22 protein-coding genes are annotated in these 24,500 nt (G+C 31.0%); 13 read left to right on the top strand and 9 right to left on the bottom strand.

The window, feature by feature from the left end:
• Positions 1–3 precede the first annotated feature (3 nt).
• The 3 genes from GCL57_RS11650 to GCL57_RS11660 are packed head-to-tail and all read left to right on the top strand — an operon-like array spanning position 4 to position 3,328.
• Positions 4–825: a leucine-rich repeat domain-containing protein gene (locus tag GCL57_RS11650; RefSeq protein ID WP_152213525.1), complete on the top strand. Its 822-nt coding sequence runs from the start codon at positions 4–6 to the stop codon at positions 823–825.
• 2 nt (positions 826–827) lie between these two features.
• Positions 828–2,021, top strand: a complete 1,194-nt coding sequence (locus tag GCL57_RS11655) for a multidrug effflux MFS transporter (RefSeq protein ID WP_152213526.1) — start codon at positions 828–830, stop codon at positions 2,019–2,021.
• Between the two features lie 53 nt (positions 2,022–2,074).
• Positions 2,075–3,328 carry a phosphodiester glycosidase family protein gene (locus GCL57_RS11660; RefSeq protein WP_152213527.1) on the top strand — a complete coding sequence of 418 codons (1,254 nt, stop codon included), beginning with the start codon at positions 2,075–2,077 and terminating at the stop codon, positions 3,326–3,328.
• Between the two features lie 225 nt (positions 3,329–3,553).
• Here GCL57_RS11660 and GCL57_RS11665 read toward each other — a convergent pair whose 3' ends face one another.
• Positions 3,554–3,859 (bottom strand): hypothetical protein, encoded by a 306-nt coding sequence (locus tag GCL57_RS11665; RefSeq protein WP_152213528.1) that lies wholly within the window; start codon positions 3,857–3,859, stop codon positions 3,554–3,556.
• 253 nt (positions 3,860–4,112) lie between these two features.
• On the opposite strand from GCL57_RS11665, the gene GCL57_RS11670 reads away from it, so the two are divergent.
• The 3 genes from GCL57_RS11670 (at position 4,113) to GCL57_RS11680 (ending at position 7,417) form a co-directional block, all read left to right on the top strand.
• Positions 4,113–6,125 carry a hypothetical protein gene (locus GCL57_RS11670; protein ID WP_152213529.1) on the top strand — a complete coding sequence of 671 codons (2,013 nt, stop codon included), beginning with the start codon at positions 4,113–4,115 and terminating at the stop codon, positions 6,123–6,125.
• 144 nt (positions 6,126–6,269) lie between these two features.
• On the top strand, positions 6,270–6,689 hold the full coding sequence (locus tag GCL57_RS11675; RefSeq protein WP_152213530.1) for an antitoxin Xre/MbcA/ParS toxin-binding domain-containing protein: 420 nt from the start codon (positions 6,270–6,272) through the stop codon (positions 6,687–6,689).
• Positions 6,686–7,417: an RES family NAD+ phosphorylase gene (locus GCL57_RS11680; protein ID WP_152213531.1), complete on the top strand. Its 732-nt coding sequence runs from the start codon at positions 6,686–6,688 to the stop codon at positions 7,415–7,417. The genes GCL57_RS11675 and GCL57_RS11680 overlap by 4 nt, the downstream gene beginning before the upstream one ends.
• A gap of 208 nt (positions 7,418–7,625) precedes the next feature.
• Here the strand turns inward: GCL57_RS11680 and GCL57_RS11685 are convergent, their stop codons facing one another.
• The 8 genes from GCL57_RS11685 to ffh form a co-directional block, all read right to left on the bottom strand.
• Positions 7,626–8,909, bottom strand: coding sequence for a cysteine desulfurase family protein (locus GCL57_RS11685; protein WP_152213532.1), 1,284 nt, complete (start codon positions 8,907–8,909; stop codon positions 7,626–7,628).
• A gap of 162 nt (positions 8,910–9,071) precedes the next feature.
• Positions 9,072–10,277, bottom strand: coding sequence for an MFS transporter (locus GCL57_RS11690; RefSeq protein WP_152213533.1), 1,206 nt, complete (start codon positions 10,275–10,277; stop codon positions 9,072–9,074).
• A gap of 634 nt (positions 10,278–10,911) precedes the next feature.
• The gene (locus GCL57_RS11695) at positions 10,912–11,883 is read right to left on the bottom strand and encodes a nucleoside-diphosphate kinase (protein ID WP_152213534.1); all 972 of its coding nucleotides are present in this window, start codon (positions 11,881–11,883) and stop codon (positions 10,912–10,914) included.
• Between the two features lie 15 nt (positions 11,884–11,898).
• Complete coding sequence (locus tag GCL57_RS11700; RefSeq protein ID WP_152213535.1) at positions 11,899–12,693, bottom strand: gamma-glutamyl-gamma-aminobutyrate hydrolase family protein; 795 nt, start codon at positions 12,691–12,693, stop codon at positions 11,899–11,901.
• Complete coding sequence (locus tag GCL57_RS11705; protein ID WP_152213536.1) at positions 12,690–13,709, bottom strand: hypothetical protein; 1,020 nt, start codon at positions 13,707–13,709, stop codon at positions 12,690–12,692. The genes GCL57_RS11700 and GCL57_RS11705 overlap by 4 nt, the downstream gene beginning before the upstream one ends.
• 671 nt (positions 13,710–14,380) lie before the next feature.
• Positions 14,381–15,169 (bottom strand): substrate-binding periplasmic protein, encoded by a 789-nt coding sequence (locus GCL57_RS11710; protein WP_152213537.1) that lies wholly within the window; start codon positions 15,167–15,169, stop codon positions 14,381–14,383.
• A 180-nt stretch (positions 15,170–15,349) separates the two neighbouring features.
• Positions 15,350–16,885, bottom strand: a complete 1,536-nt coding sequence (gene miaB, locus GCL57_RS11715) for a tRNA (N6-isopentenyl adenosine(37)-C2)-methylthiotransferase MiaB (RefSeq protein ID WP_152213538.1) — start codon at positions 16,883–16,885, stop codon at positions 15,350–15,352.
• 32 nt (positions 16,886–16,917) lie between these two features.
• Positions 16,918–18,516 (bottom strand): signal recognition particle protein, encoded by a 1,599-nt coding sequence (gene ffh / locus GCL57_RS11720; RefSeq protein WP_152213539.1) that lies wholly within the window; start codon positions 18,514–18,516, stop codon positions 16,918–16,920.
• Between the two features lie 209 nt (positions 18,517–18,725).
• Here ffh and fabD point away from each other — a divergent pair, with 209 nt between their 5' ends.
• The 7 genes from fabD to GCL57_RS11755 all read left to right on the top strand — a co-directional run bounded on the left by fabD (position 18,726) and on the right by GCL57_RS11755 (position 24,399).
• Entirely contained in the window at positions 18,726–19,670 is a 945-nt protein-coding gene (fabD, locus tag GCL57_RS11725) for an ACP S-malonyltransferase (protein ID WP_152213540.1), read from the top strand.
• A gap of 19 nt (positions 19,671–19,689) precedes the next feature.
• Positions 19,690–20,517, top strand: a complete 828-nt coding sequence (gene map, locus GCL57_RS11730) for a type I methionyl aminopeptidase (RefSeq protein ID WP_246164860.1) — start codon at positions 19,690–19,692, stop codon at positions 20,515–20,517.
• A gap of 6 nt (positions 20,518–20,523) precedes the next feature.
• On the top strand, positions 20,524–21,204 hold the full coding sequence (locus GCL57_RS11735) for a dihydrofolate reductase family protein (protein ID WP_152213541.1): 681 nt from the start codon (positions 20,524–20,526) through the stop codon (positions 21,202–21,204).
• 45 nt (positions 21,205–21,249) lie between these two features.
• Positions 21,250–22,503 carry a multidrug effflux MFS transporter gene (locus GCL57_RS11740; RefSeq protein WP_152213542.1) on the top strand — a complete coding sequence of 418 codons (1,254 nt, stop codon included), beginning with the start codon at positions 21,250–21,252 and terminating at the stop codon, positions 22,501–22,503.
• Positions 22,504–22,607: 104 nt separating this feature from the next.
• On the top strand, positions 22,608–22,967 hold the full coding sequence (locus GCL57_RS11745) for a lipocalin-like domain-containing protein (protein WP_152213543.1): 360 nt from the start codon (positions 22,608–22,610) through the stop codon (positions 22,965–22,967).
• A gap of 636 nt (positions 22,968–23,603) precedes the next feature.
• Positions 23,604–24,074, top strand: a complete 471-nt coding sequence (locus tag GCL57_RS11750) for an IS3 family transposase (RefSeq protein ID WP_152213544.1) — start codon at positions 23,604–23,606, stop codon at positions 24,072–24,074.
• Positions 24,064–24,399 (top strand): IS3 family transposase, encoded by a 336-nt coding sequence (locus tag GCL57_RS11755; protein WP_152213545.1) that lies wholly within the window; start codon positions 24,064–24,066, stop codon positions 24,397–24,399. The genes GCL57_RS11750 and GCL57_RS11755 overlap by 11 nt, the downstream gene beginning before the upstream one ends.
• Positions 24,400–24,500: the final 101 nt, after the last annotated feature.

The raw sequence follows: 24,500 nt of genomic DNA on the forward strand, positions 1-24,500 counted from the left end.
TCTATGACTGTCAATAATTTTTTTGAATATCTTTCTCAAGTACCCAAATCGATTGAGAATGAATTTGCATTAAAAACTCTATTCCGTATTGCGCGAACCAAAATACCTTCTGAAGCAGTAGGGGTTTTGCAAAATTTAAAAGCATTAGATTTAAGTGCGTTTCCTGAAGCAAAAAAACTTTTAATGGATTCCTCATTTTTTAAATTTATGCCTCAATTGACTTCGCTAAATTTAGATTATCAGAATATTAATAATATAAGTGATATTTTATCATTAAAATTGCTCCAGCGCATTTCACTTAAGGGACATGGTTTAAAAGATTTTCATTTTTTAATTCCACTGAAAGATGTCGAAGAATTGATTTTAGATGAGAATAATATATTAAATTTATTAGGAATTGAAAAATTTTCAAATTTAAAACTTCTTTCATTAAAAAAGAATAAATTAAGAAATATACACGAAGTTTCATTGCTTCTTAAATTGGTCAGCTTAAATGTTTCTGAAAACGACATTACCGATATTTCTTTTATTAAAACTATGGCACAACTAAAATTCTTTTCTGCAAATAAAAATATGATTGATGATGTGAGTGCAATAGAAAAAATTAGATCTTTGAATACCTTAAGTTTAGCTGAAAACCAAATTAATGATGTTGAACCGCTTCAGTATTTAATTAGCCTTACAAAGCTTGATTTACGCAAAAATAAGATTAGAAATATTAAATGTCTCAAAGAACTGAGGAATCTGTTTGAACTAGGTTTATCAGGAAATCCACTGTACGATGATGACTACGATTTATTTCCAAGATCATTAAGGATAGAATAATTATGTATGGGAACAAGATCATTAATCATCGGATTATTTTTCTGGTTATTCTCTTCCTTGTTCCCATCTCTCAAGTTTCGATAGATATTTATTCACCTTCATTGCCTAAAATTGTTACATCCTTGTCAACGAACTCAAGCTCTGTTCAGCAAACCGTTTCACTTTTTCTCATTTCATTAGGTTTAGGACAGTTTTTTTATGGTCCTATTTCCGATCGATATGGTCGAAAAAATGCACTTCTTTTTGGTATGATTTTATTTACATTGAGTAGCTTAATGTGTGTTATAGCGCAAAGTATTGAATTTCTTATCTTTGCTCGATTTATTCAAGGTTTTTCTTCTGCTTCTATAGCTGTCTTGTCAAAAGCAGTGTCCGTCGATTTGTATAAGGGCATAGAGCTTATGAAAGCAACTGCATGGATTGGTTTAGTATGGGGTGTTTCTCCTATAATAGCCCCCGTAGTGGGAGCATATCTTGATAAATTTGGTGGTTGGAGACTGCCCTTTATCGTATTAAGTGTATATGGTTTCATTTCATGCATTGTAATATTATTTTTTATGAAAGAAACAAATACATCGCCTCAAAATCTCAATCTCAAACGAATATTAATTAATTCTTATAAGGTTATTAGAAATAAAGATTTTTTTTGTTCGACCATTATTGTTGCTGCTACAAATTTAGGAATATTTTCATTCACTATGATGGGGCCTTTTCTTATACAAGACATCATGGGAAAAAGTCAGGTTTTTTATGGGCAAATGGCTCTACTTGTTGGGCTAGTTTATATGCTCGGAGCTTTTGCAAGTCGATTCGTAATAAAATATTACGAAGGGCAAAAAATTATACATTTTACTTCTACAGTTTTACTTTTAATGAGTGTTTTAATGGTCATACTTTCTTATTTTTTTCCTAGTTCCATATTCATTTTTATGATTTCTTCTTGTGGAATAGCATTTGCTTCTGGAATTTTATACCCATATTTGATTGCAATTATGTTTGCTCCATTTAATAATTTGGCTGGGACGGTGAGTTCAAATTATGGAGTTATCTCTTATACATTTTCTGGTATCGTGACAATTTTTACTGGCTATCTTGTTATAACTTCTATTCGTGAGGTTGCAATAACTTATGCAATGGTAGGAATTATTACATATATAGCTATGAAAATTATGTTTTATTTACCTGCCAGAATATAATTCATTATATTTATAGATTTTTAATTTTATATAGATAAGAAAGAAAATAAATCATGGATAATAAATTTAAAAATTTAAATAATATATTGTGCTTAGTTTTTCTAATTTGTTTTTTCTCGATAATAAATATATCTTGCTCGAAAAATAATACAAACAATTCACCTGATGAATTTAATAATTCATCTACTGAAAGCCAAAATGGTATTCAAATAAAATCAGAAATAATAAATCGTGATGGAAATAATTTAGAAATTTGGTCTGCTGAAGTAGAGCCATCGAAACGCTCCATAAGTCTAGTACGAGCATCAAATCAACTTACTGGAAGTGAAACAGTATCTGAAGTTGCAATAAGGGAAAAAGCAATATTTGCAATGAATGGCGGTTTTTTTAAAATATTTAATGAGAAAAGCTTGCAACTATCAAATAAATATTTAGATTCATTTCACCTTGGTACTCATTATTCACCTTATTATGCATTACCAAGATATTCTTTAAAGATAGAAAATAATTGGTATGGTGTAAACTCAGTTTTTCATGATGTTGTGGGGTGGAACTCGAATATCAATGAAATGAATTTTGGAAAAATTTCTGTTGTACCTGCCTTATCTTTTTTTAATTTGGATAAGAGTAAAAGTGATCAATTAAATTTGACAGCTGTAAATAGCTTATCATTTAAAAATGCAACGATTGTTTATACAAAAAATTGGAAAAAGAGTATACAATTTCCAAATATAGGTTATTTGCTTAAATATGATTTTGAGCAAAATAAAATTGTAGAAACTTTTGATTTAAGTAAAATTTTAAATCAAAAAGATAGAAACATGAATGTCAATGATAAAGTCATTCTAATATATTTCTACAGTTTTAATAAAAAAATATTATTTCAGAATATTCAAGATTTATTTCTTGATTTTGAAGTTCAAACTCTTTTTGAGCAAGACAATATTGATTGGAAAAATATGGATTTTATTGTATCTGGTAGACCGCAGCTTATACGTAATGGAAGGATTTTAACACCATTTCCAAATTCAAATTTTCATTTAAATAAATTTCCAAGAACTGCTATGTGCAAGCTTAACAATGGAAATGTATTGTTTTTGACCTTGGGAGATGCTGAATTGATGGATAATATTAAAGACGGGGCAAGTATTTTAACTTGGGCTAAAATATTACTAGAAAAAGGCTGTAAAGACGCAATCAATTTAGATGGAGGTGGTTCAGCAACTTTTTATTATGATAATAAATTAAGAAATAAGCAGGATCCACTGCAAGAAAGACATGTTTCTGATGTAATAATCGTAAAATAATATTAACTTCTCTAATGTTTCTTTATAGAGCGTCTGTTTTTACCAGAAACGAACTTATATCCCCGACTTCTAAAGTCGGGGATATAAGTGAGCTGAAAAGACCCCAGCAATTTTTTATTCAGTTTTGATATGCATATTTTTTAATCTTACTTCTTTATCCAAACCAATGAATTTATAATTATCTTTGTTTTTCAGTTTCAGAAATTCGTATAAAATTCATAGTATTTAATTTTTATCAAAACTATAAATTTTTGTTGTAGATGCAAAACAACTACAATAACCTTTAAATTTCTTGGTAGAAGTGCACATTGGAAAATGATTAATCCTTATGAGCTCATCATAAACTGCTTTACCTATGCAACCAATTTTTAGAGCTTCATCTCTTTCAACTGTACATGATTGTGGATCTAATCCTTCATCATCACATTTCAAAGTATTCGGCTTCAACGGTAAAGTAAATCCATCTGCAAAAGCTGAATTGAAGTTAAATAGAACGATTGATAGCGTAAGGGCTCTTTTGATAAAGCGCATAAAAATTCCTTTTATATAAAAATTAAAGATATGCATTTGAGCTTAAATTAAAAAAATATATTGTCAATAATTTTTTTATAAAAAATTAGAATTTATACAGTTATTTTAAATGTCAAAGAAAGTCATGCATTCTGGCATGCTTCTCATAAAAGTTGATTAACGAAGTCTAACTTCACAAATATATAAACTTGATATTATATTTTTTCTATTGTATCGCTTTTAAGTTCTTATTATGTATGAAAGGATGCAGTAAATGGAGTTAAGTTTTCTTAAAAATCAGAAGCAAAAACTAATAGAAAGAATACCATCAATTCAGCACTACTTTATCGACATTTATATTCCTCAATTTTCTGAAACAGTTTCTTTCTTACCCATTCGCTGCTTTCGTGACTTTACTTTGCATCTCGATTATTCTGCTGAAAATGAAAGAAATTATAATAAATTTTATTCGAGTGGCAGCACAGGTAATAAGCCATCGACTCATATCTTTTCATATGACGCTTTAAAGGTATATGAAAAAAATACTTGTGAAGGTTTTTTAGATTTTTTACAAAGAAATCAATTAGACAAGAGCACCCCTCTTCTAACATTTATTCCACCTGTGGAAATATGGAAAAATAGTTCTTTATCTGCAATGTTAAGCATGTTTCATCATCAAGAGTTTAATATAATTTTCTGCAATCTTGATGAATCTTTTGAAAATGCTTTAGTTTGTTTAAAGAAAATTGAAAATAATTCGTCGTGCATTATTTTTGGTACGTCTTTTCACCATTTCATGCTTGCAAATTTATCTTCTCAAGAATTTAAGGAACGAATTCAGAATGAATTTAAACGTCTTAATTTGTCAATTATTGACACTGGTGGAACCAAAGGAAGAACTCAAGCATATACCTTAACTGAAAGCATTGAGGTTCTAAAAAGTTTTTATACAAGTGCAAATTTATCAATTTTTTCAGAGTATGGAATGTGTGAACTGGGTTCCCAAGCTTGGTCAACCCATAAAATTCATGATGGCACTTTTCAATGCAATAAGACTTTAAAGCCTTTCTCTGTTTCCATTGAGGCAAATTCGGTATTGCCTATCAATGAATTAGGATTTATTGCTTTTATAGATTCAATTAATTATGAATCCTATGCTGCAATCATTACTGAAGATATTGGCTTATGCCTTGATACAAATAAGTTTAGACTCATTGGCCGTGGGCCTGACTCATCAATTAAAGGGTGTAGCTTAAATGTGAGAGGTTTCTTTAATTTTGAATCTCAAACACAGAAATTGTTAATAGAGATAAATAAGCAGCAAAAAAATATTTTAAATTTAAAAGATATATTATTTCAACTTAAAGAAAAAGATTGGAATAGCTTTGCACTCGAAGATTTAGCAAAAACACTTGAAAGTATTGAATGTAAGTTAGAAAAAGATTTAAGTTATCAAAATAAAAATATGCTTATTATTTCTGCAGCAAATACACCTATTGCTTGGGTGTTTCCTTATATCATTGCAGCAAAAAATGGAGTTTCTTCTGTAACTTTAAAAATTCCAAGCTTACGCTTAGATGATTATTATTCGGGAACAGTTCGTAAATATACAGAAGATCTTATTCAAGTCATTGCAAACTACTTCCCTCTTACAAAAACATATATAGATCCTGGTAAATCTATTGCGCATACTTTCAATGATTATGATATTGTTTTAACTTTTGGCAGCGAAGAAACTCTTACAACACTTTCAAAACAAGTTAATTCAAATATAACAAAGTTTATAGGTAAGGGAGATATAAAAAACTCTCTTTTAATCAATATTCATGATAATTCACCTAAAAAAATCGCACAGTCTATTAGTTTATGGAATGGGCGTGGCTGCTTAACGCCCGTGGTTTTGTTCTTATCAGGTAATGAAATTGAGTTTGCAAATTGGATAAATGTTTTTACTCAAGAATTTGAAAATGAATTTTTAGAGCGGACAAAGCAAAATGAGCCTGAAATTATACGAAAGTTCTGTCATACACACAATACTGCATTTGTAACTGGGCAAATAAAAGAATTGGGAATGAATATAAATTTTGCAATACTGCGAGGAAAAAGAACCTGCGTTGTTAATTTAGCGCAATATAGCGTTCAAGATTTAAAATATTTTCAACCGGATTTTAATTTTGGTGGTTGTGGATTTATTTATTTACTTCATCAATCAATGAGAGATAAATTTAAAAATCTGCAGAGTTTAAGTATTCTTCCTAATATTCATGATTATTTTGAGAAAAATTGAAATTTATCTTTGAGTTTTAAACAAAAACAAGCCTTCACTATATAATGTATGATTTCATACATTATATAAATTTACCCTATCTTTAAACGATAAAACAGTGTATGATATCATACACTGAGGGTGTTCTACTTTAGGGAGGCTTCTATGTCCTTAAAAAACTTACGAAAACAGACAAACCCAAACAGTTCCAATGAACAAGAAAATAAAGTGCTCGGAGAAGCCTTTTGGAACCTTGTAAAGCTCTATGGCTTTAATCAAATGGAGCAAGCGGCACTCTTGGGGATAAAATATAACAGGCAAAGACTAAAAGACTTTTCTGACGATCAAGTTATTCCAGATGATGTGGATAAAAAATATAGAGTTGGTCTCCTACTTGGTATTCACAAGAATTTAAGAATTTTATTTCCGCATAATAAAGAAATAGTTTACGGCTGGATGAAAAGTTCACAAGCAGATTTTAATGGGAAAATACCTATTGAATATATTATGGAAAATTTAGATGAATCCCTGCCACGTTTGGCTTCAATTCGCCGACGACTTGATTATATTAGGTGTGCAGAATGAATTTTGAAAATCTTCTTGGAAAAGAAATAACATATAAAGGATCGGCGTTTAGAAATATATATACTATAATTGACTCTCAGGATCTATTTGATGATTTAATCGAATCAACTCCGCATAAAAATGAAATATTAAGAAAAATAGAGAGCATGACAAGTGATATTTCCCATACAGAACCTCAAAAAAATAGAGTGTTTAGTTATGGAGATATTTCCAATTCAATTGGAAATATTTTTATTCCGCCATATGGAGAAGGGCGTTTTGGTGATGGTGTACATTACGGAATTTGGTATGGAGCATTGGAAGAAGATACTTCTGTGAATGAAAGTCTTTATCATCAGTGGAAAAGAGCTATGAATGCTTTTAGGCAAAAAGGTTCTAAAAATGAAATAATTACGGAACGTAAAATGTTTAAAGCAGTTTTAAATTCTTCAAAATGCGTTGACTTGAGAAATGAATTAGCTTTGAAAGTGCAACTTATTTCAAATGATTATTCTGTTTGCAGAAAAATAGGTACTTTTTTATATAAAAATAATTTTTCAATGCTGCTTTCTCCTTCTGCCCGTAATGTTGGTGGAACATGCTCTCCTGTTTTATCAGGGAAGGTTATATTAAAAGAAAATTTCATTTATTATTTAAGAATTACTTTTCATCGTGATGGTAGAATTGAAAAAGAAAAAATATCTCAGACGAAATCTAGTTTTTCTGTGCCTGAAAACTGGGTTTTGTAAAGATAATTTGTATTTTTATTAGATAAAATTTAATCTTATATAATAGTAGTGTAGGAAATAGTTTAGGGACTGAAAATCCGTGTAAACTAGCTTGGGAACGAGAGAAAATCTTATAATTTAACGGACTTTTCCTATAGAAAGAATACACAATAAATTTGCTTTGAGTGGTCATCATTATTAATAAAAAATTCAATTAAAGTTAAGTTCTCTAGGTAAGTATTACAGAATCTCTTTTTAATTTTATTGCAGTTTTAGCAAGAATACGAGCTGCTTCTCTTACTTCGTCTTCAGAATTTGTAAGTCCAAAACTTACTCTAAAGCTAGATAATGAATGTTCAAGAGCGACTCCCATTGCATCGAGAACGTGACTTCCTATTTCTTGTAAAGTTTTATATTCGCTGCTTATACTAGCGCATACAATTTTACTTTTTTCAAGGAGATTTGAAGCATTTACACCTGAAAAGTAAAGAGTTATAATACCGGGAACTTTTTCAGTATTGTTACCAAAAAAATGGGCTAAAATATGTTGTTGAATTTCATCACAAAAAGCCTCTTCCATTTTTTTATAATGCATAATTCTCATTTGAGCTTCTTTCTTTTGTAACGAACAAGCTTTTGCAAAACCAATAATTGCAGCATTATTTAATGAACTGGACCGAATATTAAATTCATGCCCACCACCTGTTAATTGTGCTTCAATACGAATAAATGGTCGCCTCTTTTTAACGATAAGAGCGGCAATACCCTTAGGACCATATATTTTTGACGAGGAAATGGTTGCTGTATCGTAATCTACATCGCATGCAATACAGGTCGATCTTGCAAATCCTTGAGCTGCATCAACATGTAATATTGTTTCAGCTTTTTGACATAAAACCTTTATTTTTTGCAATTGAGTTTGTATTATCCCTGTTTCATTATTAACATCCATAATGCAAACACACAAGGTATTCTTATCAATAATTTTTTCTGCTTCATCCATGATAATTTGACCATTCATATCAACAGGAATCGATTTAATTTCGATGTCAAATACTTTTGAATAATGATCTAATATTTTCTTCGCCGTAACAATAATACTGGAATGTTCTGTTGCGCAGTATACAATTTTTTTGCGTTTTCGAAGAGGATCTTCAACAAGACCACGTAATAATAAATTATTACTTTCTGTTGCACTTGAGGTGAAAATGACTTCATTCTGGGATACATTAAATATTTTAGCAATGCTTATTCGAGCTTGAGTTATTGCATACTCTGTTATTTTTCCCATGGGGTGTGAACGATTTGAAGCATTTGCAAAATATCCAAGCATCCATGGGATCATTTCTTGAAATACCCGAGTATCAAGCGGGGTACTTGAAGCAAAGTCAATGTAAATAGTATTTTTAGGAAGTGTTATTTCTCTAAAGTCAATGTTTCTAATATGATCTTTGCTTGAGTTCATTAAATTAGAAGGAAGCATGAAGTTTTCAATAAAATTATTTTTTGTCATAAATAAATTCCATAAATATAATAAGTTTTAAAAATTCGAAAAACTCGAATTATGTTAATATTTCAAATCTAAACATTTCTTTATTATGTAATTAGTTGAGCATCTAAGATGATAATAATTTTTATCCTGCTCATTCCAAAAACTTAATATAAAATTAAAAATTCATTTGGGCGGATCTGTGACTAATATTCTTGAAGTATATACTTTCTTAAAAGGTATAGTGCAGATAAACATAATAACTGTAAGCGCTAAAAGGATATATAAACAGAATTCAATACTATAATAATTTATTAAATACCCTGCCATAATTCCTCCCAATGCTGTGCATACTTTTATCAGAATGCCACTTAATGCAGAAACTCGTGCAATATAATCATATGGTATCTCATTAATTGAATAAATATTATAGCATACATTCCAAACTCCTCCAAGTATAGCTTTCATCATAAAAAAAGTAAAATAGCCAATGGGTGTGGGGAAAAATATAAAACCAGCAAATACTAATATTCTTAAAATGTTAATACCTAAGACTAAATTTCTAAGATTAAAGTGAAGCGACAGGGGACCTGCTATCATGCCTCCAATAATACCACCGACACCTAGACCAGATAGAATATATCCGGTTATATCATACCCAATATTCATGGATTTCAATGAAAATATAATAGTGAGGTATAAAATTGGATGTAACAAATTGTTGATAGATGTTAATAAAAGCATTATTGTAAATAACTTATTATTTTTTATCCAAGTAAATGCATCAATTATACTTTCAAAAAAATTATTATATTTTTTATTTTTCTGACTTTTATTATTAAATTTAATTCCACTAATAAAAAAAAGAGTAATAAAAGAAATGAGTAACATAGTAAAATATGGAGAATAAATACTATAAGTAATTAAAAATCCGCATAAACTAGGGGCGGTTAACTGAACAACACGTGTTCTTATTTCATATTTAGTAAGGATTGAATTTGAGTTTTTATTAGCAATAAGTAGTTTAAGAGCTGTTGGCTCAGTAATTTCTGTAAATGTTGTAAATACTCCGAAAATAAATGAAATAAAAATTATGTAAAATAGATTCTGAAAATTAAGAAGATATAAAGTTGTGATAAAAGATATTATGCAAATAATTCTTCCAACTTCACTCATAGCAAGAGTTGCTTTTTTATTACTATTTTCTATAATTGGCGCGGCAAAAATTTTCACCAAAATTACCGGTAAAAAGAAAGCAAAGGTACACCATCCTGTTTCTATTGCAGAGTATCCAAGGGCAATAGTAGTCAATGGTATTGCTAATTGAAATATTTCTATTCCTAAAAGTGAGCACGCAGAGCTAAAAAGAAATAGTCTAAAATTTTTATCCATAGAAACCCTTTTCGTAAATATATACTATAAATAATATCATTGAGTAATATTATTTATTCATAGTTATTTTTTGTCTTATTATGGTCGCAAAAATTCTTCAAAAGTAATTAATTTTGCGAATTTTTATTCGATATATTTCTTGAATAAGTAAATCTTTTAGATAGTCCATAAAATATAGTTCATATTTTTCTTCTTTAAATAAAATTATATTTAGTATATCATAAAAATTAGCACACAATATAGTTTTAAAAAAGAAATAAATTTTTCTATAACAAATAATAAATTTGAACGCTATCTTGTAAAAGTTATATATTTTTTAATTTTGAGTTTATAGTATCTCCGCTTAACAAAAAATTTTTTAAAAAATATTAATTATAATTCATCTGTATAGATGCAGAAAAATTTATAATAAATTAGTTTATTTATGTAAATAAATTAATAAGATATGAGATTTTACTATATTAACAAATAGAATTGAGTTTTTTATATTTTCACAAATTTTTCTTTCACAAAAAAGCTTTATGAATCAATTTATGTATTATAAAAATTATTTATTAAATAGTATACTAATAACTATATTATTATTGACAAGATAATAATACGAATAAAGGATTTTTTAACCACTACTTGTATATTAAAAATGCTGAAAAGTTCGATCATCCCATCCTCGCAGTGCGTCTCCATCTATAAGATGAAATTCATAATCAACATCTTGCTTTATAACATTCGATGCAATAGTTAATATATCATATATATTACATTTCGCTGCTGAAAGAGTGTTAAAAATATCTTCCCAACCTATTTCATCATGATTGTCAACTCGTCGCTTAAGATCAAAAATCTGTTTTTTAAGTTCATCATTAGTAAATTGAGCTGCGAATAGTACTCGATTCCAACTCGATCCTAGATCAAAGGAATTCGTTTCATGTTGAGACTCTAATTCACATATCAGCTTTTCAATATGACTTCTTTCATGAGTTTTTGAGGTTTTTAATGACTCAAAAATATTTAATCTTTGTGGTCTGTCAAACATAATTCCAATCTCTCTAACTATATCAGCGGGTTCATCAGGGATATGAAAATATCTTATAACACCATTAGGTATTTTAATTATACTTCGTAATGATTCATCTGTTCGTAACCTTTCTTCTGATGCTCCTTTAAGTTTATGTAGCCTTGCGCTAGCGGGTATTTTTATGTCTATTGATGTATCTTCAAAGAATACTATTAATGAGTCACCTAGACAATATAAATGATCGATAAGTGACATCCTATCGATTGTCGCCTCACTATATTGGTATCGCCAAGTTTCACGAATTTTATGTCTATTATATTTTATTTTAAAAGCTAAAGTAGCTTTGAAATTATATTTTTCAATTAGATTAATTATATCACTTGTTCGTCTTGCTGAAAAAGCTTCTGGTTTAAAAACTACAGTTGCAGTCCGCACAAGTTTGTTTGTAAGATTATTCTCAAAAATTGAAAACCCATCAAACCAGCTTTCTCTAAAGTAAGTTTCTGTAGTAAAGTAGTTTTTTTTAGAACCAAAAATGGATAAAAATTTCCAATCTTTATTTGATGGAATTTGATTACACTTAATAGCCATATATTATCCTTAATATCAAATTGATCGTAAACAGTGAGCTCTAAATTCTTTAGCAATTATTGCATCAAGTTTAGATTTGTTCCACTCCATATGCCATTGAACACCATAAATAAATTTAGCAGTTTTATGCCTGAACGCTTCTATTGTATTATCCTCAGATTTACCTTCAATAGCTAAATAGTTGCCTAATTTTTCTATTCCTTGTGAATGAAGAGAGTTAATATATAGATCACTTTCTATTACATTTTCTTTTGTTAAAAGTTCTCGTATTAATGAATTATTATCAATTTTTATTAAGTGTGATAACTCATATTTTTCATTTAATATTTTTGTTTTATCTGAACGATGGTCAAATTTTCCAGGGACTTTATGAAGCTCTTGATAAAGTTCACCACCAAAAAATATATTAATCTCTTGAAAACCTCGGCATATACCAAGTAATGGTTTATCTGATAAATATGCTTGTTTAATGAGCTTCATTGCAGTCATATCGCGATTTAAGTCCTTAACACCGATAGACTGAATCTCATAAAAACATTCATTTTCATCTAAATTTTTTCTTCTAACACCAACATTTGAAGGTGAGCCTGGAAGAATAATGCCATCTACTGAATTAATAAATGCTTCTGCTATTTCATCATCATCATCATCATCATCATCATCATTTAAAATCGCAGGGATAAGTATAGGAACAGCGTCTAGGATTAACTTGATATAATCAATATAACTTCTAAAGACAAGATGATGAAGATCTGAAACATCATCAATCATTCTTGCACAACAAAGAACACCTATTATTGGCTTTGTCATGATAATTCCCTTATTAACATTTCTTTTGTTGGAATAAAGTTTTGCATTAAATATGCCTTTTTTCTATACTCTATTTCACATATTTGATAGGGTTTTGAAAGTGGAGTTAGTTTTTTATTAAGCCAATCTATAACCTTATCTCCACTAGGAAATATCGGATTAGATACTTCAGAGAAAAATAATGCCGATTCCTTGTAAATATCATCAACACAATTTAGAGTTTCAACAATATAATCTTTAGTATTGCCATAGTCTGTTAGCATAAAAAGCTTTTTAAATTTTGACTTAATTTCATCTTTTATTTTATACTGCTCTATTCTTGTTAAAAGCCATTTTCGTTTGTAATCTGTATTGCCAATTAAAGAAACATAACCTAACATCTGTTTAATTAAATTTTCTCTTGCTAAGTCAAAGCATCGTTCATACTCTTCTTTTCTCCATGCACCGATAATATCTAGTAAGTCTGCATAGTCAGATGCATATACTCGATATAAGTAATAATTAAATTTCTGCTTATCTAGATTATATTTAATTTCACTTAATTTAATTTCATTAAGAATACATACTCCATTGTGTATTCTATGGATAAATGACATGTTTCTTTCAGACATTTCTTTAGTCAAAAGAATGTAATTTTGAAAAGCATAATTATAAAACTCATTCAGCGATTCACTTAGTTTATTAATATCACTGTAAGTTTTAAATTCTATATCTATTTTCATACCTGATTTTTCAACAGGGAGATGTATTAACAATATTTCTTCATTACTACTTTGATCAAGTACTTCTTTTGACCTACTTATAGTTCTATAAAAATTGCTTATATTAATATTCTTTGGAGTTCTATACTCATCAGTTATAATATATACATCGATATCTGAAAATTCGTTACCAATATTTTCTATTATTGTGCCGCATGCAATGATAGTGTCATTTTCACGAAGGTCTAAATGAATCAAATATTCGGTAAGGTCAATCAGATCGCCATTTTTAAGCTTAAAGGAAAAATTTACCATTATTCTTCTTCTTAAATGTAAAACTTATAAAACCGAATATGCTTAAAATAAATAATTTATAAAAACATAATTATTATTTCCTAAATATTAAATATGTTTTTATAAATGTCAATCAATTACTTAAATTTTTAGTTGTTTATTTAATAAGCAAAACATGTTGCAAGTGTAACTCAAATGTTCCATTGAATCGATTTTTGACATATTTTATGCAAATATAGGATCATGAAGTCTAAGGAAAGTGAAAGAATATTTTTATAGGAATGTTAATAGTTCAAAAGTGTCTAAAAATATAGCTATAAAATTAAAAGAATTTAAGAATCACATTACAAATAAAAATAGAATATTTATAGAAGTCATATTTTGAAATTACGAATGGGAGTTTCTTGAAAAGATCTTTCTACAGAATTTGTTCCATATTTAACTATATTCGATAATTTTAATCAGTGTCAAAGCTTGGTATTAGCAAGATTTATTTTTCATCTTAGTTATAAAAATTTTAAAGTGGCAATAAAATCAGGAAAGATCTTGAATCACAAATATTAAATTTTTCATTTAAATATATAAAAATTCATGATCCATATTTGAAAACTTTCGAAGTGTATCTGAACTAATAGATACTACTAAATAAACAGATTTTTTTAGTATGCTAAAACATTTAGACAGCATATTATTCATTGCTTTTTAGCATTATATTTTTTTATTAATTTTTGAATGGAATTATTCTTCAATAATTCTTCTATTCCTTTATCTAAAATACTTTTTAATTGAGTCGAGTTTTCTGAATTTTTACTTACCATTACATAGTAGTGCTGCTGTGGCATAACTCTATTTTGAATATAATCTAGACCATTAAGACTTATTATTTTTTGACTTGCCATATAATTTACAACTTCTAATTGTTCAATTGCAAAATCGAAGCGTCCAATTTTTAACTTTTGGAAAAGTAATTCTCGGCTGGTTGAGCCGATATCCATCTCTATTTGATTATTAAAATATTTATAATTAAATCCTAAGTAGCCACCCACAATATATTTTTTTAGATCATCAATTCCATTTATAATGGGTTTTTTCTTAAAGCGCTTCTTTTTATAGAATAGAACCATATTTGTTGAATAAAGTGGTTTATCTGTGAAAAAGGCGAATGCTTGTCTTTCAGGATTGATTGAGGCATTTGGGACAATGTCTATTTTTCCTTTTTCAACCTCTATTAGGCATCGTTTCCACGGCAAAATTATATTTTCATATTCAATTTTATTTTTTTTTAAAATCTGGTGAACAATTTCGACCGCAACGCCTGTCACAGATTCATTCTCTGTTTTTTTGCCCACTTTAAGCATAAGATAAGGAGGCTTCAAGCCGTCTTCCCAGCAAATTTTAACTTTTTCAATTTCACTTGCGCTGCATTGATAATAAACGAGAATATTGAGTAAAGCTATAACTAGTTTCGATATAATACCCATCAAAATCACCTTTTTTGAGGTTTTATAAAAACTGTATTTTTCTCTTATTTACAAGTTATATGAAAAATAAATTCTTTCAAAGAAAGTCTAGAATATTAAATATGAAGTTTAAAGAGGAGGTAACATAAAAGTACATTCTCTAAATGAAAACGTACTTTTTTTTAATTATTTAATGTCAAATTAAGCTAAATGGCCTTCGAGAGCTATTAAGTTTGCATCTGTAATTTTAACTGGAAGAATAAGTCCCATAATATTTCGTGGCGAATGAACTTTTACAAGGCGACCTTCATAAGAGCGGCCATACCAAGTGTTTTCCTCTTTACGATTTTTATAAAGAATTAATACATTACGAACCTTAGCAATTTCTGCGAGGTTTTGCCTTTCAGTTTCTTTCTTTTGCAAATCGAGAAGCATTTGTAAACGTCTGTCTTTAATTTCTTCAGGAACTTGATCTTTAAAACGAGTTGCAGGTGTTCCCTTACGAATTGAATATTTAAAAGCGTAAATAAAGGCATATTGCATTTCTTGGACAAGGCTCATTGTATCTTCAAAGTCTTGTTCTGTTTCACCGGGAAATCCAACAATAATATCTGTACTAAATGCAATTTCAGGGCGGACATCACGGATCCACTTAACTCTCTCAAAGTACTCTGCGCGTGTATATTGTCGATTCATACGGTCAAGAATGCGATCGCTACCTGATTGCACTGCAAGGTGAAACGAGTTTGTAACTTTAGGAAGTTTTGCAAATGCATCGGCAAGAGTGGGGGTAAAATCGTGAGGATTTGATGTTGTAAAACGAATGCGTTCTACACCAAGTACATTACTAACTGTATGCAATAAGTCTGCAAAAGGAAGTTTTCCATTAGATGAGTGAACATCTGTTGCACCTATGAGATCAAGTCCGTATGAATTTACATTCTGACCAAGCAAAATAATTTCTTTTACACCTTTATTAACTAAAAAATTAACTTCATCAAGAATTTCATTTTCAGCACGACTTTTTTCACGACCTCTAGTATAAGGTACTACACAAAAAGTACAAAAATTATTGCAGCCTTTAATAATATTTACATAGCGAGTGACTTCGCTTTTGTTTTCATCATAATAAGGAGGAATAACATCAATTGGAATTGAATAACCTTGTTCTTTATTATCAAACTTAGTTAAGATAAAAGGAACTGTTTTATGTGTTGTAAAAGTCTCTTCTGTTTTACGTTCTTGTTCATTTTTTTCAATGACTTTTTCAATGAGAGTAGGAAGTTCTTCGATTTGATCGGGACCAAAAATCATGTCAATATATGGAACTTCTTTTGCAAGAGCCTGTGATTCCGCCTGTGCGACACAGCCTGCAACGGCAATAATAATATTTGGATTCGCTTCTTTTAAAGGACGAATTTCACCTAATCGACTTACAACTTTATGGCGTGCTTTTTCACGAATATGACATGTATTTAAAAGAATAAAATCCGCGTCATTTAAATTTTCTGTTGGACGATAATTTAAAGTACCAAGCAAACCGAGCATTCTCTCGGAGTCTGCAACGTTCATTTGGCAGCCCCAAGTCTGCATATAAACTTTCTTTAAATAAGTCTCATTTTTTTCACCAACATTTGGATATTCTACCTGTGGTTTAGGCATATACTTTGCAAAAAGTGCTTCGGGGCCACTGGTAGGTAAAGTATCAAAACAGATTTTATTTTTAATTCCAAACATGATGAGATCCTATCTAAAGTAACAAGGCCAAATTAACGTTTCTTTTGTTTTTTTAACTTCTCTTCTTTTTTTCTTTTTTTCATTCGATTTATTTCTGCAAGGTCGGCAGAGCTGAGACCTCCGCCCATGCCACCCGCTGGAGTAGGCATACCGCTTCCACCAAACATATTGCCAAGCCCCGCAGGCATACCGCCTCCGCCGCCGCCTCCCATCATTTTGGCCATTTTAGCCATATTTGCCATTTGATTGAGTTGACCTAAGCCAGGAATTTTAGAGAGAAGACCTCCACCTCCGAGACCCATTCCACTCATCATTTGCATCATTTGACGCATTTGCATAAATTGATCGACGAGATCTTTTACATCTTTCTCAGTGTGAGCTGAACCTTTGGCAATACGAGCTATGCGGCTGCGTGCTGTTTGTGATTTTTGAATGAGGAGAAGATCTGGATTTTCTCTTTCTTTCGTTGTCATTGACTGAACAATGGCGCCTTTACGAGAAATATCCCCGTCCTTAACTTTATCCATGTCTTTTTCAGAAATTTGACTCGCAAGAGGTGTTTTAGCAATGACATCTTTTATTGGACCCATTTTTCCGATAGTGCCAATCATTTCAAGAAAGTCATTAAAATCGAAATGTCCTTCTAGCATTCTGCTCGCACTTTTTTCGGCTTTTTCCATGTCCATGGCTTTGCCAAAATCGTCCATGAGACCAACAACGTCACCCATTCCTAGAATGCGGCCCGCCATGCCGTCAGGGCGGAATTCTTCGAGTTTGTCTAATGATTCGCCTGTACCAGCAAATAAAATATTTTTACCAGTGACTTTTTTAACAGAAAGTGCAGCTCCACCACGGGTATCACCGTCTAATTTTGTTAAAATAACTCCGGTTAAATTAAGACGCATATCAAATGCAGATGCTGTACGAACGGCATCTTGTCCAATCATGGAGTCAATTACGAGGAGAATATTTTGTGGGTTTACTTTTGCTTTAACAGATTCAAGCTCTGTCATTAAATTATTGTCAATTGCAAGTCGACCTGCCGTATCGATAATAACAAGATCAAGCCATTCGCTGCGCGCAAATTCAAGACCTTTTTCTGCAATTTCAACTGCGTCATTAGATTCAAGTGTAAAGACAGGCACATTGATTTTGTCGCCTAAAATTTTTAATTGGTCACGTGCAGCAGGACGATATACGTCGGCAGCAACAAGCAATGGACGCATTTTATAACGTTCTGCTAAAAGTTTTGCTAATTTTGCTGCGTGAGTTGTCTTACCCGCACCTTGTAAACCAACAAGTAAAATGACGGTAGGACCTTTTGAATTTTTTATGATTTCAGTTTGGTTTCCACCTAAGAACTCAACAAGTTCATCGTGACAGGTCTTAATAAAGTGATCGCCTGCAGAGACTTTTTGGCCTGACTTTGCTTTCAGTTGGACAACTTCGTCGAGAGCTTTTCCGCGGACGTTTTCAAGAAATTGTTTAGTTACTTTAAGATCGACATCGGCGTCGAGCAACGATCTTTTAATTGCATCAAGAGCTTGTGATATGTTTTCATCTGTCAGGCGGGTTTGACCCTTTAACTTGAGAGATGCATCTTTAAATCCTTGGGTGACTAAGTCAAACATTTTTGTAACCTTTCCACAAAAAATCAACTACAAACGTGAATCTATACCTCTCGCAATAGGCAAAGGTCAATGCAAAAACTCGCATACTCTGATCAGTAGTTTTACATTCTGAGCTTTGCTAGGCTTAGAAGAAATCGCACTGGAGACATTTAAAATACTCTGGTATTCAAAGCGGGTGCTCTGACATTGCACTTATAAGGAGAATAATTATGTCTGATATCGTATTCATGTTTCCTGGACAAGGAAGCCAAACCGTAGGTATGGGTAAAGAGATCTCTGAGCAATTTCAAGAATTTAAAGAGACTCTGTGTGAAGCTTCCGATGCCTTATCTATTAACATGGAACAACTGTGTTTTGAAGATCCTGAAGCAAAATTAAATTTAACTGAATTTACTCAACCTGCTATTCTTGCAATAAGCATTGCAACTTTGCGAGTTTTACAGAAAAGAGTTGGGGTTAATCCTATTCTTGTTGCTGGCCATAGTTTAGGAGAATATTCTGCTCTTGTTTCTCTCGGTGCTCTCAATTTTTCCGATGCTTTGCGTGCTGTGCGTTTTAGAGGACAGGCTATGCAGCGTGCGGTTCCGGTTGGAGTTGGGGCAATGGCGGCTTATATTGGTAGTTCGGGTGATCTTATACCAGGAATTTGTAAGGAAATTTCTACTCTCGAAAATACTGTAGAGGTTGTGAATTTCAATTCCCCAGGGCAATTGGTTTTAAGTGGTCATAAATCAGCTGTTTTAAAAGCTTGTGAAGAAATTTCTACACGAAAATTAGGAAGAGCTAAAGAACTGCCAGTAAGTGCACCCTTTCATTCAACCCTTATGCAGCCCGCAGCAAATGAAATGTCTTCATTTCTTGCAGAAATAAATTTAAATACCTTTTCTGGTAAAATTGTTGCAAATGTAGATGCAAATCTTCATACTACGCAGTCTTACACTAAGGAAACCCTTGTGAAACAAATTGCAAGTGCTGTTTTATGGACGCAGACATTAGCAAAGATAAATGAGATATCTCCGACTTCAACTTGGGTTGAAATCGGACCAGGAAAAGTTTTACAAGGGCTTGCAAAAAAAACTTTTGAGAAAGCAAATTGTTTAGGGACACATGATTTTTCTACACTTAAATTAACAATTGAAGCTCTCTCAAAATAAACTTGGAGTATAAAATAAAGTGCCAAAATTAAAGTCACAAGAAGATATTTTAAAAATGCGTGAGGCAGGTAGGCTTGCTGCACATACTTTACGTCATGCAGGGACATTAATTAAATCAGGAGTAAATACTGAAGAAATAAATACGGCCGTGCATGATTTTATTGTATCTCATGGCGCATATCCGAGCCCATTAAATTATAAAGGCTACCCCAAATCAGTTTGTACAAGTATTAATGATGTTATTTGTCATGGTATACCTAGTAAAAGTGAAATACTTAAAGAAGGTGATATTATTAACATTGATGTCACTGTTACTTTAGACGGGTATTTTGGTGATTGTTCAAGAACCTTTTTTGTAGGCGAACATATTTCGGAAGAAAGTAAAAAGGTAACAAATGTTGCCGAAGAGAGCCTTGCTCGCGGTATTGCTGCTGCAAAGCATGGAAGCCGTTTAGGGGATGTAGGGTGGGCAATCCAAAGCTATGCTGAAAAAGAAGGTTGCGGAGTCGTTCGTGACTTCGTTGGGCATGGTATAGGAAAAGTATTCCATGAACCCGATTTACAAGTGCCTCATTATGGACGTTCAGGCACAGGACTCAAAATTGTGAGAGGTATGATTTTCACAATCGAACCTATGATCAATGCAGGTGATTGGCGTATGAAAATGATGAAAGATGGTTGGACATCTAAAACTTTAGATGGAAAACCTTCCGCACAATTTGAACACACCATAGCTATTGTCGGTGATGGAATTGAAATTCTCACGGCACTCGAAGATGATCCTATTGCTTTACGTGCAAAAGAATTAGGTGCAAATATTTTATGGCCAGTCCTAAAGGTGCAATAAATATATATGAGCCATGATAACAACTTTACTATAATAAATATCATGGCCTCCTCAATTGATGGTAAAATTGCTTCACATAAAATCGAATCAACAGAAGAGCGAAATCAATTGGGTCTTGTTTGTAAAGAAGATTTTTCTCGGATGAGAAATTTAGTCGCAAGCTGTGATGCAATTTTTTTAGGTGCAAGAACTCTAGAATCTGAAAAAGGTGCATTTCGAGTTGCTGATTTAACTGAAAATAAGATTGAACCCGAATGGATAGTATTTACACGCAGTGGTGAAATTTCATTTTCTCATGATTTTTGGCAGCAAAAGAATATTCCAAAAAGTATTTTTTTTGTTTCATCATTTGATATTAATGAAACACCCCTTCTTAAGGTAGAAGAAAAAGAATTTCCATTTACTAAAGTAAATTGTTACCTCGGAAATATTTCGGGGCTAATAAATCATTTAAAAACTAAAAAAATAAAAAGAGTTGCATTATTAGGGGGCGGAGAGCTAAATGCAGCGTTTTGGGAAAAAAATCTGGTTGATGAGCTTTATTTAACAATAAGTCCACTCCTCATTGGAAATAAACATGCACCTTCGCTTATAAGTTCTAGCTCTTCTTTAAAAAAGAAACTCAGATGTGTAAAAATTTCTCAAGCAGGTGATTTCATTTTCATAGATTATAAAGTAAAGAAATAGTTCTAATTAAATTTTAAAGTAAATTTGAAAAGGGATTATTTTTAAATGGAAAATGAAGTTGCAAATCAAGCGATAGGTGATTGTTGGGGAAAATTAAGGACAGTTTTTTTTGTCTCATGTATTATTTTTATTTGCGCAATAGGGTTTGTTGCCTCTGATATTTATTTGCCATCTTTGCCAGCAATTGCGGATTATTTTAAAAAAGATGCAGCCTATGTTCAATTGACAATGAGCTTGTTTCTATTAACTATGGCTGTGTTTCAAATATTTTCTGGCTCACTATCCGATAAATATGGTAGAAAAAAAGTATTATTTATTTGTATTCTTATATTTATTATATCTTCGGTTGGTTGCTTTTATGCAGCATCTATTAATGAACTCATTTTTTATCGTTGCTTACAGGCTATTGGAGCCTGCGCGGGGATGTCTATTGGACAAGCAATGGTTGCAGATACTTATGGTGCAAAAGAAACAGGTCGTATTCTTTCTATAACAATTCCACTCGTTGCTTTTTCTCCTGCAATTGCCCCTGTCCTTGGGGGATATGTTGAAATGCTTTTCGATTGGAGAGCTATTTTTTTATTACTCGTTGTATATGGATTCATAATTTTAATTATGTTATTAACTCCAATCATACCTAATAAAGCAAAATATAAAGAAAATCTTCAAATTAAAAAAGCAGCTTTTGATGTAAAAATATTTATAAAAATGCTGAAGGATAAAAAATTCTTTGGTTTTGCTTTATTTATGATGACCTCAAATGCAACATATTTTTCATTTCTTGCTGGAGCACCTTTTCTTTTAAAGAAATTTGGATATTCTCCATCTGCTGTTGGTTATGCTTTTTGCCTTGCATCATTTCCATATATGTTTGCATCTCTATTAGGGAGAAGACTTTCATTAACTCGAAGCAGTTTGCAAATTATATTTTTAGGTTTATTATTAAGTGCCATGGGCGGCATTCTTTTTCTATTTATGTATTTTTCTGCTTGGCAACATATGCTTGGTCTTATGATCCCAATTTTTGTAATTACAATTGGAAATGGGCTTTTAATGCCATTTTCATCTGCCAATGCCATTGCTCTTTTCCCAAAAAATTCAGGTCTTGTTACTGGAACCTTGGGCTCTGCACAGCTCACGGCGGCATCCTTGGGAACAGCTCTCATGGGCTTTGTAGAAAATGGCACATTCTTACCTTTTGCTCTTATTGTTTTAAGCTTTTCAATTTTTACTATTATTTACTATTTAAGCGTATTTAAGAATAGCGCCCTCCCTTCTGCAAATGAAGGGATACCTTAGTTGTATAATTGAGAAAGCTGTAGAATGAAATTAAATAAAGATTTAAAATTAGCTGTTATCTAGATTAAAAACATATTTTTTTAATCGATATAGAAAGTGTGTCAATGAAGCAAAAAATTGTAGGAACTTGGATGCTTAAAAAATTTAATATAAAAAATAATTCTGGCATTCGTAAATGGCGAGAAAATTCACATGGTATACTTTTATATACTATTGACGGATACGTCAGTGTTAATATTAATTCTAATTTTGAAAGTGAAAGTGAATTTATTGATTCAATCTTATGTTATTCAGGAACATATGAAATTGATAAAGATAAAATCCGTCATTCTGTTATGAATGCAAGCTCTTTTTCTAGAATTGGTAAAATAATGGAACGTGAATACACTCTTGATGGAAATAATCTAGTGCTTACTGGCAGAGGTGATTTTGGTGCTGCAATTTTACATTGGGAAAGAGTATAAATTAAAAGAAATATAGATATATGCAGTGCGATGAAGTGTCTCAAATTGAATTAGCGAAAAAATTGGGAGTATCTCGACAATATAAAAATAGATATAAGTAATTGTTGAAAATTTAAGAAATTATTTATTGAAATGAGAGAGTCGATATATATTTTTATGTGAAATAAGTCTTTTTTTAATAACCCTATTTTAAATAAATTAGGTCTATATGAATAAAGAAAATATTAAAAATAATAAATATTTGTTATTTCAATTGGGGTAGCAGCTGGTTAAAGTGATTCCTTTTAGTGGTCAATATGCTATGAACTTAGGCGTTCATGCAGAAGGGTTGTCCAATGGTAAAGAAGAAATCAGTTAAAAGTCAATATTCTCTTGAGTTTAAAAATCAAGTCCTTGAATTCTTAGAAAATAGTCCTAAATGCATGGCTTAGATAGCTAGGGAGTTTGGGGTTTCCTACTCCACTTTGAATAGCTGGAAGCGATCTAATAGTGAAAAGGATAATTCAAATTTAAAGAAAAATCCTGACGAGTTGAGAAAACTACAGCGAAAAACAATCTTTTAAAAAAGGAAAATGAAATCCTAAAAAAGGCGGCAACCTTCATCGCAAAGCAACTCGATTAAAATTCGAGTTTATATTGCTGGAGAATGAAAATTATCCTGTCTTTTTACTTTGTAAAGTGATGTGTATTTCTAAGAGTGGATTTTATAAATGGTTTGAGTGTAAAGATAAAAATTATCACCTTAATTATAGTCTTGAAGAAGAAATAAAAAAAATACATACTTCTTCAAGGGGTACATATGGAAGGTCGCTCATTTTATCTACTCTTAAAAAATCATTTATTAAAGTCGGCAAAAAACGTGTATCTAAAATTATGAAAAATCTAAATATTAATGGGGTAGGTAAACCCAAATTTAGAACAACAACAAAGATTGATAGACAAGCAATACATTTTCCGAATTTAATTTCAGGAGACTTTACCTCCTACAAGCCAAATCAACTTTGGACTAGATATTACTTATATTTCAACGAAAGAGGGCTGGGTTTATTTGTGCATAATATTGGATGCTTATCCAAGAGCAATAATTGGTTAGAGCATGCAAGATAATTTAAAAAGAGAAATTGTTTTGAATTCATTGAACATGGCATACAAAAAAAGATCTCATTTTCCAAAAGGAATTATTTTTCATAGTGATAAAGGATCACAGTACTCAAGCAAAGAAGTTAGAAATTATTTAAAATTAAATAATTTTCATCAAAGTATGAGTAATAGCTGTTATGAAAATTCCATTAAAGAAACATTTTTTTCCACTTTGAAAAAGGAATTAGTGCATCGCTGCAATTTTATTACCAGAAAAGAAGTAAAATCTTCGATTATAGAATATGTTGAGGTGTTTTATAATCGAATTCGTGCGCACTCTGCTCTTGATTAACTTGCGTCTTTAGAATATGAAGAAAATTATGAAATTTAACCGTCCACTTTTCGGGGATCACACCATGTAGTACTATTCTACATTAGGTAGCCGCTTACCCA

It is taken from the genome of Fluviispira multicolorata (genome assembly GCF_009208585.1).
Taxonomy (GTDB): Bacteria; Bdellovibrionota_B; Oligoflexia; order Silvanigrellales; family Silvanigrellaceae; genus Silvanigrella; species Silvanigrella multicolorata.

Excerpts from the sequence above, each read along its gene's own strand:
- GCL57_RS11695 (WP_152213534.1), bottom strand. The coding sequence starts at position 11,883 with ATGGCTATTAAGTGTAATCAAATTCCATCAAATAAAGATTGGAAATTT.
- GCL57_RS11670 (WP_152213529.1), top strand. The coding sequence starts at position 4,113 with ATGGAGTTAAGTTTTCTTAAAAATCAGAAGCAAAAACTAATAGAAAGA.
- ffh (WP_152213539.1), bottom strand. The coding sequence starts at position 18,516 with ATGTTTGACTTAGTCACCCAAGGATTTAAAGATGCATCTCTCAAGTTA.
- GCL57_RS11660 (WP_152213527.1), top strand. The coding sequence starts at position 2,075 with ATGGATAATAAATTTAAAAATTTAAATAATATATTGTGCTTAGTTTTT.
- GCL57_RS11745 (WP_152213543.1), top strand. The coding sequence starts at position 22,608 with ATGAAGCAAAAAATTGTAGGAACTTGGATGCTTAAAAAATTTAATATA.
- GCL57_RS11735 (WP_152213541.1), top strand. The coding sequence starts at position 20,524 with ATGAGCCATGATAACAACTTTACTATAATAAATATCATGGCCTCCTCA.
- miaB (WP_152213538.1), bottom strand. The coding sequence starts at position 16,885 with ATGTTTGGAATTAAAAATAAAATCTGTTTTGATACTTTACCTACCAGT.
- GCL57_RS11740 (WP_152213542.1), top strand. The coding sequence starts at position 21,250 with ATGGAAAATGAAGTTGCAAATCAAGCGATAGGTGATTGTTGGGGAAAA.
- GCL57_RS11710 (WP_152213537.1), bottom strand. The coding sequence starts at position 15,169 with ATGGGTATTATATCGAAACTAGTTATAGCTTTACTCAATATTCTCGTT.
- GCL57_RS11665 (WP_152213528.1), bottom strand. The coding sequence starts at position 3,859 with ATGCGCTTTATCAAAAGAGCCCTTACGCTATCAATCGTTCTATTTAAC.
- GCL57_RS11755 (WP_152213545.1), top strand. The coding sequence starts at position 24,064 with ATGCAAGATAATTTAAAAAGAGAAATTGTTTTGAATTCATTGAACATG.
- GCL57_RS11680 (WP_152213531.1), top strand. The coding sequence starts at position 6,686 with ATGAATTTTGAAAATCTTCTTGGAAAAGAAATAACATATAAAGGATCG.
- GCL57_RS11650 (WP_152213525.1), top strand. The coding sequence starts at position 4 with ATGACTGTCAATAATTTTTTTGAATATCTTTCTCAAGTACCCAAATCG.
- fabD (WP_152213540.1), top strand. The coding sequence starts at position 18,726 with ATGTCTGATATCGTATTCATGTTTCCTGGACAAGGAAGCCAAACCGTA.
- GCL57_RS11675 (WP_152213530.1), top strand. The coding sequence starts at position 6,270 with ATGTCCTTAAAAAACTTACGAAAACAGACAAACCCAAACAGTTCCAAT.
- GCL57_RS11690 (WP_152213533.1), bottom strand. The coding sequence starts at position 10,277 with ATGGATAAAAATTTTAGACTATTTCTTTTTAGCTCTGCGTGCTCACTT.
- GCL57_RS11655 (WP_152213526.1), top strand. The coding sequence starts at position 828 with ATGTATGGGAACAAGATCATTAATCATCGGATTATTTTTCTGGTTATT.
- GCL57_RS11685 (WP_152213532.1), bottom strand. The coding sequence starts at position 8,909 with ATGACAAAAAATAATTTTATTGAAAACTTCATGCTTCCTTCTAATTTA.
- GCL57_RS11705 (WP_152213536.1), bottom strand. The coding sequence starts at position 13,709 with ATGGTAAATTTTTCCTTTAAGCTTAAAAATGGCGATCTGATTGACCTT.
- GCL57_RS11700 (WP_152213535.1), bottom strand. The coding sequence starts at position 12,693 with ATGACAAAGCCAATAATAGGTGTTCTTTGTTGTGCAAGAATGATTGAT.